The organism is Micromonospora solifontis (assembly GCF_003725545.1).
Classification (GTDB): Bacteria; Actinomycetota; Actinomycetes; order Mycobacteriales; family Micromonosporaceae; genus Micromonospora; species Micromonospora solifontis.
Map to the genome: position 1 here is coordinate 19,992 of NZ_RJLN01000061.1, position 12,172 is coordinate 32,163.

The 12,172-nt window shown below is 72.8% G+C and carries 11 protein-coding genes and 1 pseudogene; 4 read left to right on the top strand and 8 right to left on the bottom strand.

Annotation, left to right across the window (positions count from 1 at the left end; genetic code table 11):
- Window positions 1–31: 31 nt before the first annotated feature.
- The 4 genes from EFE23_RS19725 to EFE23_RS19740 all read right to left on the bottom strand — a co-directional run bounded on the left by EFE23_RS19725 (window position 32) and on the right by EFE23_RS19740 (window position 4,264).
- Window positions 32–1,132: a hypothetical protein gene (locus tag EFE23_RS19725; protein ID WP_123242420.1), complete on the bottom strand. Its 1,101-nt coding sequence runs from the start codon at window positions 1,130–1,132 to the stop codon at window positions 32–34.
- Window positions 1,133–1,282: 150 nt separating this feature from the next.
- On the bottom strand, window positions 1,283–2,005 hold the full coding sequence (locus EFE23_RS19730; protein WP_199737145.1) for a sulfite exporter TauE/SafE family protein: 723 nt from the start codon (window positions 2,003–2,005) through the stop codon (window positions 1,283–1,285).
- A gap of 19 nt (window positions 2,006–2,024) precedes the next feature.
- Window positions 2,025–2,762: a helix-turn-helix domain-containing protein gene (locus EFE23_RS19735; protein ID WP_123242421.1), complete on the bottom strand. Its 738-nt coding sequence runs from the start codon at window positions 2,760–2,762 to the stop codon at window positions 2,025–2,027.
- 167 nt (window positions 2,763–2,929) lie between these two features.
- Window positions 2,930–4,264 (bottom strand): extracellular catalytic domain type 1 short-chain-length polyhydroxyalkanoate depolymerase, encoded by a 1,335-nt coding sequence (locus EFE23_RS19740; RefSeq protein ID WP_123242422.1) that lies wholly within the window; start codon window positions 4,262–4,264, stop codon window positions 2,930–2,932.
- A gap of 250 nt (window positions 4,265–4,514) precedes the next feature.
- On the opposite strand from EFE23_RS19740, the gene EFE23_RS19745 reads away from it, so the two are divergent.
- The 4 genes from EFE23_RS19745 (at window position 4,515) to EFE23_RS19760 (ending at window position 9,328) form a co-directional block, all read left to right on the top strand.
- Window positions 4,515–5,513, top strand: a complete 999-nt coding sequence (locus EFE23_RS19745; RefSeq protein ID WP_123242423.1) for a PaaX family transcriptional regulator — start codon at window positions 4,515–4,517, stop codon at window positions 5,511–5,513.
- Between the two features lie 135 nt (window positions 5,514–5,648).
- Window positions 5,649–6,884: an ROK family transcriptional regulator gene (locus tag EFE23_RS19750; RefSeq protein ID WP_233601072.1), complete on the top strand. Its 1,236-nt coding sequence runs from the start codon at window positions 5,649–5,651 to the stop codon at window positions 6,882–6,884.
- 17 nt (window positions 6,885–6,901) lie between these two features.
- Window positions 6,902–7,747: a LacI family DNA-binding transcriptional regulator gene (locus tag EFE23_RS19755; protein ID WP_123242432.1), complete on the top strand. Its 846-nt coding sequence runs from the start codon at window positions 6,902–6,904 to the stop codon at window positions 7,745–7,747.
- 69 nt (window positions 7,748–7,816) lie between these two features.
- Window positions 7,817–9,328, top strand: a complete 1,512-nt coding sequence (locus EFE23_RS19760) for a cellulase family glycosylhydrolase (protein WP_123242425.1) — start codon at window positions 7,817–7,819, stop codon at window positions 9,326–9,328.
- Window positions 9,329–9,381: 53 nt separating this feature from the next.
- On the opposite strand, the gene EFE23_RS19765 is transcribed toward EFE23_RS19760, so the two are convergent.
- The 4 genes and pseudogenes from EFE23_RS19765 to EFE23_RS29035 all read right to left on the bottom strand — a co-directional run.
- The gene (locus tag EFE23_RS19765; protein WP_123242426.1) at window positions 9,382–10,683 is read right to left on the bottom strand and encodes an MFS transporter; all 1,302 of its coding nucleotides are present in this window, start codon (window positions 10,681–10,683) and stop codon (window positions 9,382–9,384) included.
- On the bottom strand, window positions 10,680–11,273 hold the full coding sequence (locus EFE23_RS19770; RefSeq protein WP_123242427.1) for a helix-turn-helix domain-containing protein: 594 nt from the start codon (window positions 11,271–11,273) through the stop codon (window positions 10,680–10,682). Before EFE23_RS19770 ends, EFE23_RS19765 begins: the two co-directional genes overlap by 4 nt.
- 213 nt (window positions 11,274–11,486) lie before the next feature.
- Complete coding sequence (locus tag EFE23_RS19775; protein WP_199737146.1) at window positions 11,487–11,735, bottom strand: DivIVA domain-containing protein; 249 nt, start codon at window positions 11,733–11,735, stop codon at window positions 11,487–11,489.
- A gap of 130 nt (window positions 11,736–11,865) precedes the next feature.
- Window positions 11,866–12,165, bottom strand: a pseudogene (locus EFE23_RS29035) (ferredoxin reductase domain-containing protein); the annotation flags it as partial.
- Between the last annotated feature and the right edge of the window lie 7 nt (window positions 12,166–12,172).

The following is a 12,172-nucleotide window of genomic DNA, read 5'->3' on the forward strand; positions in this document are numbered from 1 at the left end:
CCAGCCCTTACGACCGCGACGTCCGCGCCGGCTACGGCTGCCGGCGGCTACGCCGGTACAGCTCGGGATCTCGCAGGTAGACGCCCGCGGTGGCCAGCGCGTAGCTGCCCATGTCGGTGGCGTGCGCGGTCATCCGGGTCAGACCGAGCAGCCGGGCCAGCGCTTCGGCGTTGAACATCAGCCGGGCGAACAGGCCGGTGGACCGGGCCGTCTCGGCGATCCGGATCTCGTCGACCGCCATCGTCCTCCCGGGAACCGAGAAGCGCAGCTGCAACAGGGCGGACAGCCGGTCGCCGTCGTACACCCGCAGGTCGACGCTGCCGGTGCCCTCCGGATAGAGCGACAGGGCGGCCTGGGCACCCGCCACCTGGTCGGTCAGGGCCCGCGCGAAGGCGTCGGGCGGCACCCGGATCCAGCGGGCCCAGGCGGCCCGGAACTCCTCGTCCGGCCGCAGGGCGGTCAGCAGCGGGGCCAGCGCGTCGAACTCCGCCGCGGTCACCGGTCGCCCGGCTGCCACCGCCGGCTCGGCCGGCGGGCGTGGCGCCGGCGGCGGGACCCGGGTCGCCTCGCGGGCCAACTCGTCCCAGGCCGGATCGGCCCGGAACGGCGGGAGGAACACGCGGTCCCGCACGACCGCCCACCCCTGCTCCCACCAGGCGACGGCGCGCACCGGCCGCAGCCCGAACCGGACCGCGCCCGCGACGAAGGCGCGCAGCATCAGGAACGTCGCGCCGACCTCGTCCAGGTTCGACACCCGCGCGTCCGGCCCGGCGAGGCGCCGGGTCACCGCCTCGGCGTCGCGAACCATCTCCGAGTACGCCACCAGCGGCGGCATGTTCGACACCACGAACGGCACGGCGGAGTCGAGCAGGCCCGCCGCGGGGACCGGCGCGAACACCACGTCATCGGGCGTGACGATCAGCGGCCACTCGTCCGTCCCGTCGGACACCGCGAACTCCACGGCCGGGTCGCCGTTCGGTGCGGAGATCCGCCGGCCGCGCCGTACCGCCTCGGGTCGCAGGCGCAGCCGGTCGTCGATCGCCGGCACCACGACCTCGAGAAGGTCGCCCGTCAGATCGGAGCGCACCCCCGGCAGCGCGGAGAGCGCTTGGGCGATCTCGTCAGGCCGCATCGGACCTCCCCGTGGTCGGCAGGGCATGAGCAGGAGTCAGGGCCTGCGATGGCGACGCTGCGCGCCCGTACCGTAGCGCCCGGAGGTCGGCGGGGTCCATCGTGGACGCGGCGACCGCGCCGGCCCGCCAGCCTTCGACGCCTGGAGTGGTCACCAGAACCGGAGTGCGTAGACCATCGTCAGGGCGCCGCCGCCGGCGATCACCGTCGCGCGTACGACGCCGGGCGGGAGGATGCCGCTGGCGCGTCCGCCGAGCCACCCGCCCGCCAGGGCGCCGGTCAGCATCACCGCGGCGGCCGGCCACATCACCACTCCCTTCGCGACGAAGACGGTGACCGCGGCCAGGTTCGCGCCCGTGGCGAGGACGTTCTTGCGGGCGTTGACGCGCCGAGGGTCGGTGTCGGAGCCCAGCGAGAGCAGGGCGGCGAGAATGACGCCGAGACCGGCGCCGAAGAAACCGCCGTAGGTGCACGCGAGCAGCAGGCCCGGGCCGGTTCGCACACCCGTGCCGCGCACCCGCAGCCGGGGCGCGGCGGCGAACAGGACCGTGGCGGCGCCGATCAGCAGCGGCACCAGGGTCTGAACGTGCCGCGCGGGCAGCATCAGCAACAGGATCGACCCGGCGGCGCCACCGACGGCCGCGACGGCAACCTCGCCGCGAAGCCGGCGATCGGCTGCCGGACGGCTCTCCCCGGCGGCCACGGCCGCGACGAGGTGGCTGGGGGCGAGCGCCACGGCGTTGGTCGCGTTGGCGGTGACCGGAGACAGCCCCGTGGCCATCAGGGCCGGGAAGGTCAGCAGCGTCGCGCCGCCGGCCAGCGCGTTGACGACGCCGCCGAGCAGACCCGCCGCCAGGAGGGCGAGCAGTGCCATGCCGCTGATCCTGGCGCGATCACCCCCGGCTGTCTGGAACGAAAGTGACGTCCTCCGGCCCGTACGTCTGGCCCCGGTACCGTCCGGGCGTCGTGCCGAACGCGGCCCGGAACCGTCGGCCCAGGTGGCTCTGGTCGGCGAAGCCGGCCCGGGCCGCCGCCTCGGCCGGGGCGACGCCGGCACGCAGCAGGCGCCGGGCGACGTTCAGCCGGGCGATGACGCGGAAGGCGTGCGGCGTGAGCCCGGTCTCGCGGGTGAACCGGCGGATCACCGCCTCCCGGGACACCGCGAACCGGGCAGCGAGGGTGGGCAGGTCCGCGCTCGTGTCCATGACGGCGGCGGCGAGGGCGGTGGGTGCGGGTTCGCGGCGGGACACCGGCGCCGCCGCCAGCAGTGCGCGCAGGTCGGACGCCAGCCGGTGTGGAGGGAACCGCTCGGCGCCGGCGGGCGTCGCCACCTTGATCGGACGGCCACCGGGAAGGCCGGCGAGCGCGCCGGGTGGCAGGTACACGTTGACACTGTCGTCCTCCCCGGCGAGCGGGAAGGCGGCGTGCGGCAGGTTCGCCGGGATGACGATCGCGTGTCCGGCGTGCGCCCGCACGACCCCCGCACGGGTACGGAACGCGCGCGTGCCGGACGTGACGATCGTGACCTGCACCGTCTCGTGGAAGTGGGGCCTGATCGAGAGCGGCCCCGTGCCGATCGTCCGCGCGATCTCGACGTCGCCGACCGTCCCGTACCGCCACTGCCGGGCCACCTGATTCCTCGCTCTCGGCCCTCGAACGTGCGGGCGCGTCCTGGATTCTGGCCGAACCCGACTGGAGGGGGAAGGTGTGCGACGCCACGCGCCCGCCCGGTGGCCCCGACGGAAGGTGCCGGAGCCGCCGGGCGGGCGACTACCAGGGTGCGGCGCGGTCGGCGGTGTCAGCTGACCGCGCAGGCCGCGCCGTTGAGGGTGAACGAGCTCGGCTTGGCGGTGTTACCGGTGTGGGTGGCCTGGAAGCCGATGGTGGTCGATCCGTTGCCGGGGATGGCGGCGTTGTAGGCGAGGTTCCTGGCCGTCACCTGGCCCGAGCTGGGGGAGTAGGTGGCGTTCCAGCCCGAGGTGATGGTCTGCCCGCCGGGCAGGGTGAAGCCCAGGGACCACCCGTTGACGGCGCTGGCGCCGGTGTTGGTGATGGTGATGTTCTCGGTCAGCCCGGTGTTCCAGGCGTTGAGGTCGACGCTCACCCGGCAGGCGGGGGTGCCGGGCGGGCCGGTCGGGCTCGGCGACGTGGTGGGGCTGGGCGACGTCGTCGGGCTCGGCGTCGTGGTCGGGCTCGGGGCGCTGGTCAGGCCGAAGAACTGGATGGCGGCGGCGGCCATGCCGCTGGCGGGCAGGGTGTGCCCGGCGCCCTGGATGCTGTACGCCTCGACCTGGACGGTGCCGTTGGCGTCGGCGTACCGGCGCCGGTTCCAGTTGGTCTGCGGCGTGTCGGAGGAGGTGGGTGTCTGGCTGAGCCCGAACACGTTGGTCCACTGTTCGATCGTCTCCTGGAGCAGCGAGTACGGCACGAGCGTGTCGCTGGTGCCGTGCCAGAGCTGCACCCGGGGGCGGGGGCCGGAGTAGCCGGGGTAGGCCTGACGGACCGCGTCACCCCACTGCTGCGGCGTCCGGTTCATGGTCCCGCCGGTGCACTGGCTGGTCCCCGGCGGGTAGTCCGCCGCGTTGGCGAAGCAGTTGAAGGGCACGCCCATGAACGCGGCGCCCGCCTTGAACACGTCGGGATAGAGGGCCAGCATGTGGTTGGTCATCATGCCGCCGGACGAGCTGCCGGTGGCGTAGACCCGGTCGGGGTCGGCGCCGTACTGCTGCTGGGCGTAGCGGACCATCGAGATGATGGACACCGGGTCGCTGCCGCCGCCGCGGCGCTTGGCGGCATCCGACCAGACGTCGAAGCAGTTGCCGAACCCGGCCTGCTGGGTCGCGGTCGGGTAGATCACGATGAATCCGTACCGGTCGGCGAGGCTGGCGAACTCGCTACCGGAGTAGAAGCCGGGGCCGGATCCGCCGCAGCCGTGCATGGCCACCACGGTCGCGGGCCTGGCCGGGCGGGAGTCCGGCACGTAGATGTGCATGCGCATCCCGCCCGGGTTGTCGCCGAAGTTGGTCACCTCGGTCAGCGACGCCGCGTACGCGGGTCGGATCGTGGGGACCACCAGGCCGGCCGCCGCCAGCGACGCGGCCAGGACGAGCAGCAGTTTCCTTCTGATTCTCACGGGGACGACTCCTTCGGTCACCTGTGCAGGCTGAGATCGGGCACGCGCGATCCGGTCGCGGGTACGCCCGGCTGCCCGCGGTGATCGCGCATCGCCCACGACATGGCTCGCCCGGCCCGGCTCCGTGGGATGTCACTTGGCGGATAGTGTTCCCGTCGGACCGACAAGTGTCAATCGACAGACCTCGATCATGGGTCGTCCTGATGCGGTTACAGTGTCTGCACCGTCCCTGAGCCGAGCCGGAGCGCCCGTGGCAAGCCCCTTCGACATCGAGGAGATCTATCCGGACGACGGGGGTCGCCCGCTCCGGCTGCCCCGGCGACAGGTCGGGAACTCGCCGCAGGGGGTCACGGTGACCCTGCTGGCGGACTACACCCTGCGGACCCGCGCGGCGCTCCCGTCCGCCGCCATCGTCGCGCTGCTCGCCGAGTCCGGGGTGAGCGCGGCCGGTGCCCGTACCGCGATCAGCCGGCTGGCCCGTCGGGGCGTACTGGAGGGCAGCCGGCAGGGACGGCGCAGCTCCTACCGGCTCAGCCGCGCGGCCGCCGCGAACCTCTCCGCCGGAGGCAACTGGATCCTCGCCGCCACCGGCACGGCCGTGCCGTGGGACGGGTGCTGGACGCTGGTCGCCTTCTCGCTGCCGCAGGACCGCGCCGCGCAACGGCGGGCCCTGCGCGGTCAGCTCCGCTGGCTCGGGTACGCGCCGTTGTACGACGGGCTGTGGATCTCGCCGCACGAACTGACCCCGCCGGCCCGGGCGCAGCTCGCCCAGCTCAGCCCCGGCGCCGTCACGGTGTTTCGGGGGCGGCACACCGAACTCGACGCCCTCGGCCACCGTGCTCCCGTCGACGCCTGGGACATCGCCGGGATCGCCCGGCACTACCAGGCGTTCCTCCGGCGCTGGCGGCGGCTGCTGCCCCGCGTGACATCGGGGCGGGTCGTCGGCGCGGCCGCGGTGCGGACACGTACCGAGGTCATGGACACCTTCCGGCGCTTTCCCCTCCTCGACCCGCAACTGCCCGCGGAACTGCTCCCGGCGGGATGGCCCCGGCGGTCGGCCCGGGAATTGTTCGCGGCGATCTACGACGGCCTGGCCGAACCCGCCGAGCGCCACGTCCGGGCCGTCGTCGCGCGGTTCGCCGACGGCGTGCAGCCCACCATTCGGGCCCACACCACCGCCGACATGCTCGCCGGGGTGGCCGGTGACGAGGGCGGCGCGGACGACCCGCCACCGGTGTGCGGGCCCTGACGGGCGTGGACCACGAGGATGTTCGCCGCGTCGTGGCGTTCCGCTATGCTCGGCGGGGCGATCGGACGGCGTTACCGGGGAGCAGTGAGCGGACCACGAGCGAACAAGGCGCCACACGCCAGTAGCAAGGCCGCCGTGCTGGATGCCATCCGGGCGGCCGGCACGATCAGCCGGGTGGGGCTGATCGACGCGACCGGCTTCACCGCGCCCACGATCTCCAACCTGGTCCGTAAGCTCATCGATGAGGGTCTGGTCGTCGAGACCGGCCACGCGGAGTCGACCGGCGGCAAGCGGCGGGTTCTGCTCCAGCTCAACCACGCTGCCCGGTACGCGGTGGGGGTGCACCTCGACCACGGTGTCGTGACGTACGTCCTGACCGACCTGGCCGGCGTCGTGGTGGCCCGGATCTGCCGGCCGGGCGCCCGCGCCGAGGAGCCCTCGACGGTCGTGTCCCGGATCGCCGCCGAGATCCCGACCCTGATCGACAGCGTCGGCGTGGACCGGGCCCGGCTGGTCGGGGTCGGGCTGGTCTTTCCGGGCCCGCTCACCGGCCGGGGGATCACCGGTACGGTCGACGCCGGTGCCGAATCGGAATCGCGCCAATGGCGGGGGTTCCCGCTCGGCGCGGCGCTGGAGCAGACGACCGCCCTGCCGGTGGTGGTGGACAACGACGCCACCGCCGCCGCGCTGGGCGAGCACTGGGCCGGCGGCTTCGGTACGGCGAGTGCCGCCGCCGCCCTGTATCTGGGCAGCGGCATCGGCGCCGGGCTGGTCATCAACGGGATCACCTACCGCGGTCCCAGTGGCAACGCCGGCGAGTTGGGGCACGTCTGCGTGCAGGCGGACGGCCCGCGCTGCTGGTGTGGGGCCCGAGGGTGTGTGGAGGCGGTCGCCGGGCCCGCGACCGTGGTGGCGGCGGCGCGGGCGGACCCCGGGCTGGCCAGGGCGATCGGCCTCTCGGCCGGCGGGGGAGCGGCGGCGGTGGCCCGCGACTTCGCGGCGATCGGTCGCGCCGCCCGCCGGGGAGAGGGCCGGGCGCTGGCCCTGTGCGAGGAGTCCGCCCGCTATGTCGCGGCGGCCGCGCGCACCCTGGCCAACGTGATGGACCTCGAGGTCATCGTCCTGACCGGACCGGGCTTCGCCGTCGCCGGCTCGGTGTACCTGCCCGTGGTGCGGCAGGAGCTGCACGCCGTCTTCTCCCGCACCGCGCACCCCGTCGACGTACGGCTGTCCCGGTCCGCTGCCACGGCATCCGCCGTCGGCGCCGCCGCCCTCGTCCTGGAGTCCGAACTGGTTCCGCTCAGCCGCGGGCTGCGGGTGTCGGAGAGTCTCGGCGGCGAACTCGCGCCGCTGACCGGATCGTCCGGATGAGCCGGGACGGTGACGAAATGAGCGCGACGTCCGCGGTGGGGCTGGTGCTCGCCCGGGCACCCCGCCTGCTCGGGGCCGAGCCGTTCTTCATGGAGTTCATCGCCGGCATTGAGGAACGGCTCGCCGAGCGGGGCCGCTCGGTGCTGCTGCACATCGTCGCCGACCACGCAGCCGAGGTCGCGGCCTACCGGCGGTGGGCGCGGCAGCGGCTGGTCGACGCCGTGGTGCTGGTGAACCCCACCGCCGAGGACTCCCGACCGCAGGTCCTGCACGAACTCGGCCTTCCCGTCGTGGTGGCGGGCGACCCCGACGGCGACACTCCGGCCGTCCGTCGTGACGACGTCGGCTCGGTCCGGGCGGCGGTCGCGCACCTGGCCGGTCTCGGGCATCGGCGGATCGCGCGGGTCAGCGGACCGGACACTCTGCGGCACACCCGCACCCGCACCGCCGCCCTGCTGGCGGCTGCGGGCCCGGCCGGCATCGACGCCGTGGTGCTGGCCGGCGACTATTCCGCCGAGTCGGGCGCGGCATTGACCGCCCGGTTGTTGGACAGCGCCGCGCCGCCGAGCGCGATCATCTACGACAACGACCTGATGGCGGTCGCCGGCCTGAACCTGGCCAAGGAGCTGGGGCTGCGAATTCCCCGCGACCTGAGCCTGCTCGCCTGGGACGACTCCAGCCTGTGTCGCCTGGCCTCCCCGCCGCTGACCACGATGAGCCTCGACGTGCACCGGTTCGGCGAACTGGTTGCCCGGTCCGTGCTCGCGTTGCTCGACGGCGAGCCGGTGCGGGAGCGGTGGTGTCCTACGGAGACGGTCGTGGTCCGGCAGACCACCGCGCCGCCGTCCACTGACTTGACTTAGTGAGGCGAATAAACAAAGCTCGTCCACGCGCTCCCATCGACGATCACCTCTCACTACCGAGGAGATCCGATGAGACATCGTCACGCCCTGCTGGCCGCCGGCACCACCACCACAGTGGTCGCCGCCGGCCTGGTCGGGCTCGCCTTCCCCGCCACCGCCGCAACCACCGGCTGCGCGGTCACCTACACCGTGCAGAGCCAGTGGACCGGTGGATTCACCGGCGCCATCTCCCTCACCAACCTCGGCTCCGCCGTCACCAACTGGACTTTGACCTTCGACTTCCCAGACGCGAACCAGAAGGTCACCCAGGGGTGGAGCGCCACCTGGTCACAGACCGGCAGCCGGGTCACGGCGGCCAGCATGAGCTGGAACGGCGTCCTGGGTACGGGCGGATCCACCTCGATCGGCTTCAACGGGTCCTGGAGCGGCGCCAACCCGGTGCCGTCCTCGTTCGCGCTCAACGGCACCACCTGCACCGGTGCGGTCACCTCACCGACCACCAGCCCGACCGGGTCACCAACGGCCTCGCCGACCGCGTCACCGACCACCCCGCCGCCCACCGGCCCGGCACCCGCCGTCCGGGTCTCCGGGAACAAGCTGGTGACCGCGAGCGGGGCGACCTACCGGCTGCTCGGCGTCAACCGGTCCAGCGGCGAGTTCGCCTGTGTGCAGGGCAAGGGCATGTGGGACAGCGGCCCCGTCGACCAGGCCTCGGTCGACGCGATGAAGGCATGGAACATCCGCGCCGTGCGGATCCCGCTCAACGAGGACTGCTGGCTCGGGCTGTCTGGTTCCCCCAGCGGCGCCACCTACCAGCAGGCGGTCAAGGACTACGCGAACCTGCTCGTGGCCAACGGGATCAACCCGATCCTCGACCTGCACTGGACCCACGGCCAGTACACCGGCAACATCTCAGCCTGCTCGGACGTCAACGCGACCTGCCAGAAGCCGATGCCGAGCCGGCAGTACACGCCGCAGTTCTGGACCGGGGTGGCCACCGCGTTCAAAGGCAACAACGCCGTGCTGTTCGACCTGTTCAACGAGCCCTACCCGGACGCGGCCAACAACTGGTCGGACATGACCGCCGCGTGGCGTTGCCTGCGCGACGGCGGCACCTGCACCGGCATCAGCTACCCGGTGGCCGGCATGCAGGAACTCGTCGACGCCGTACGGGCGACCGGCGCCGGGAACGTCCTGCTGGTTCCCGGTCTGACCTGGACCAACGACCTGAGCCAGTGGCTGACCTACAAGCCGAACGACCCCCTCAACAACATCGTGGCGTCCTGGCACTCGTACAACTTCAACGCCTGCGTCGACACCGCCTGCTGGGACAGCCAGATCGGCGCGGTCGCCGCCCAGGTGCCGGTGCACGCCGGCGAGATCGGCCAGGACACCTGCGCCCACGACTACATCGACAAGGTGACGGCCTGGCTGGACCAGCACCGTCTCGGCTACACCGCCTGGACCTGGAACCCCTGGGGATGCAGCGGCGGCAACGTCCTCATCCAGGACTACAACGGCACTCCGACCAGCACCTACGGCGAAGGCTTCAAGGCCCACCTGCTCTCCGTCACCCCGTAGGTCACGACAGACAGCCCGGTGCCCGGCGCGGACCATTCCGCGCCGGGCACCGGTCACTCACGCCCGGGTGGGTGTCGACCCGGCCGTTTCCGGTCGGGTAACTCGGCCCGGCGCAGCGCCGGTGTCAGCAGGCTGATCAGCCCACCGCAGGCCGCCAGCGCCGCACCGCCCGCGAAGGCCGCCCGAGGGTCGAGCGCGTCGACGGCGAATCCGGTCATCGCGTAGCTGACGGGGATGCCGCCAAAGCTGGCCAGGCTGCTCAGGCTGAACGCCCGCCCGAGATAGGCGGCCGGGGTGTACGCCTGCACGAGGGCGAGCAGGATGGCGCTGGCCACGCCGCCGCCCGCGCCGAGCAGCACCGCGGCGGTTACCGCCCACAGCCGTGATGGCCCGTACCCGATCCCGGCGAGGGCGGCGGCCATGGCGAGACTCAGCACCGCGTACGCGAGTCCGGTCCGGGGAAGCCGGCCGATCACGACCAGTGCCAGGGCGGCCAGCGCGGCGCCGGCACCGAACCCGCCGATGATCAGGCCGACGCCGGCGGCCTGCCAGCCACGGTCCCGCACCAACAGAGGCACGCCGACGTTGATGGGTCCGCTGAAGCCGAGTTCGGAGACCGCCGCGGTGAGCAGTGCGGTACGCAGCAACGCGGACCGGCGGACCACCCGGAGCCCGTCGCGGACGTCGGTCAGCAGAGCGTGGTTTCGCTGCTCGGCACCGCCGGCCAGGTGGGGGTTGGGACGGAGGCGGACCGACGCCAGCGCGAGGACCGAGACGCCGAAGCTGACCGCGTTGACGGCGAACGCCGCCGCCACACCGAAGGCGGCCACGGTGGCACCGCCCAGGGGAGCGCCGACGACGATGGCCGCGCGCTGTACGAGCATCCGCATGCCCTGCAGTCGGGCCAGCTCTTCGGCGGCCACGAGCCGTTGCGGCAGGGCACCGACCGCGGGCAGGAACATCGCGTCGACCACGCCGAAGACCACCGCCACGGACACCAGCACGAGCAGCGAGGGGCTGGACGTCGCGATGATGAGCGCGGCGGCGGCCATGACCGCGCCGCGGAGCATGTCGCTGCCGAGCATCAGGCGCCGTGCGCCCCACCGGTCGACGAATGCCCCACCGACCAGGAGCAGCACCAGCCGGGGCACCGAACCGACGGCGAGGACCAGGCCGGTCCCGCGGGCCCCGGTGCTCTGCACCGCCGCCCAGGCAAGCGCGACGAAGTAGACCTGGTCACCCAGCAGGGACACCCCGAAGCCGGTTAGCCAGCGCAGTACGTTGAGGTCCCGGTACGACGGCACACCGTACGCGGCCGCGTCGGCCGGGGGCCGCACGGCACCCTCCGCGCTCATGGCGTGAAGGGGAAGCCGTGCATGATCAGCATGACATGTTCACGGGGCTCGACCGACGTCTTCTCCCTGTCCCTCTGTTGTGCGGCGGCCCGCCCGTGTTCGTGCCAGCGCGTGACAACGCTCTGCAGCTCGGCATGCATCTGATCGAGTTCGGACGCCGTCAATTGCAGCAGGGCGTCACTGGAGAACGCGGCGTCGGACCAGGCGACACCCCAGGCCGGTTCCTCGTCGATGAACCGCTCCAGCCGGCTGAGCTGATGAGCCAGCATCTGCCGCCTGGCGGCGACCGCGAGGGAACGGGACTCGGGGTCATCGATAAATTGTGAGGCGGTCCAGCTGAACCCCTTCCCGCTTGCGCGCCACCAGCGCTCCCGGCGGTCGCCGGAGCGGCTCTCGGCCGCCTCGATGAAGCCGTGTGCGGCAAGTTCGCGCAGGTGGTAGCTGACCAGCGACACCGACTCGTCGACGAGTTCGGCCAGCCGAGAGGCGGTAGCTTCCTGCTCGGTGGTCAGCGCGTAGAACAGCCGCACCCGCAGCGGATGGGCGAAGACTCGAAGTTCGCTTGCGTCTTTGATCCGGCGTGCTGCCATGATCTGACGATAGATATTCTAAATTATTTGTGCAATCTCCTTTCGTACTTGCCGTCACGCTGGGACCGCTGGGGAACGGGCTCCGTGGTCGGTAGCCGCCGGGCCGCCCGAGCTGGTCGGCGGCACGATGCTGGCCCGAGCCCAACGCTGACGTACCGCGAGGGCACCCTGTTGGTCACAAGCGGGAGCCGCTGAGCGTTGTACCGCCGACGGTCAGCCTGCGTGCCGGCGTGCTGCCTCCGCGGACTGCCAGCGGCGCAGGGCGTCCTTGATGCGACGGTTCTCGGCCCGAGCCTCATCCCGCTCGCGGGCCCGTTCCCGCAGTTCGTAGGCGAGGCGGTGCAGTAGCGCGTCGACGTCCTCGGGGCGGTAGCCGCGCCGGGCCGTCGGTAGCCGCAGCGCGGCGATCCGGTCCGGGGTGAGCGGGCCGCGCAGGGCGTGTCGGCTGCGGTAGACGGTCATCGCCACGGGATCCGCTCCGGCAGGTGGATCCGGTCGGCGGGCACCCGGCGGCGAGCAGCCGCAACCTCAAGCCCGCCAGCATCGCCGGCGGCCCGCAGACGTAGACCTGCTGCTCACCGTGCAGGTGGTCGATTGCGACGGTCAGCGCGTCGCCGCGCTCCCGCGGCTCGGCGAGGGGGGCGTGGGAGAACGCCGGCACGACGGTCAGCCAGTCATTCGCCTGCTGGAGCCTGTCGAGGGTGATCGCGTCGTAGAGGCTCGCCACGTCCCGGCTGCCCGCGACCACCGTCACCCGCCGGCCGTCCGGGTCGGCGCCGACCTGCTCGACGATCGCGCGCAGCGGCGCCAGCCCGGTCCCGCCGGCGATCAGCAGCAGGTCCCCGCCGTGCAGGCTCAGCCCGGTGTCCGTCGGCGGGCCGACGTAAAGCAGCTCTCCA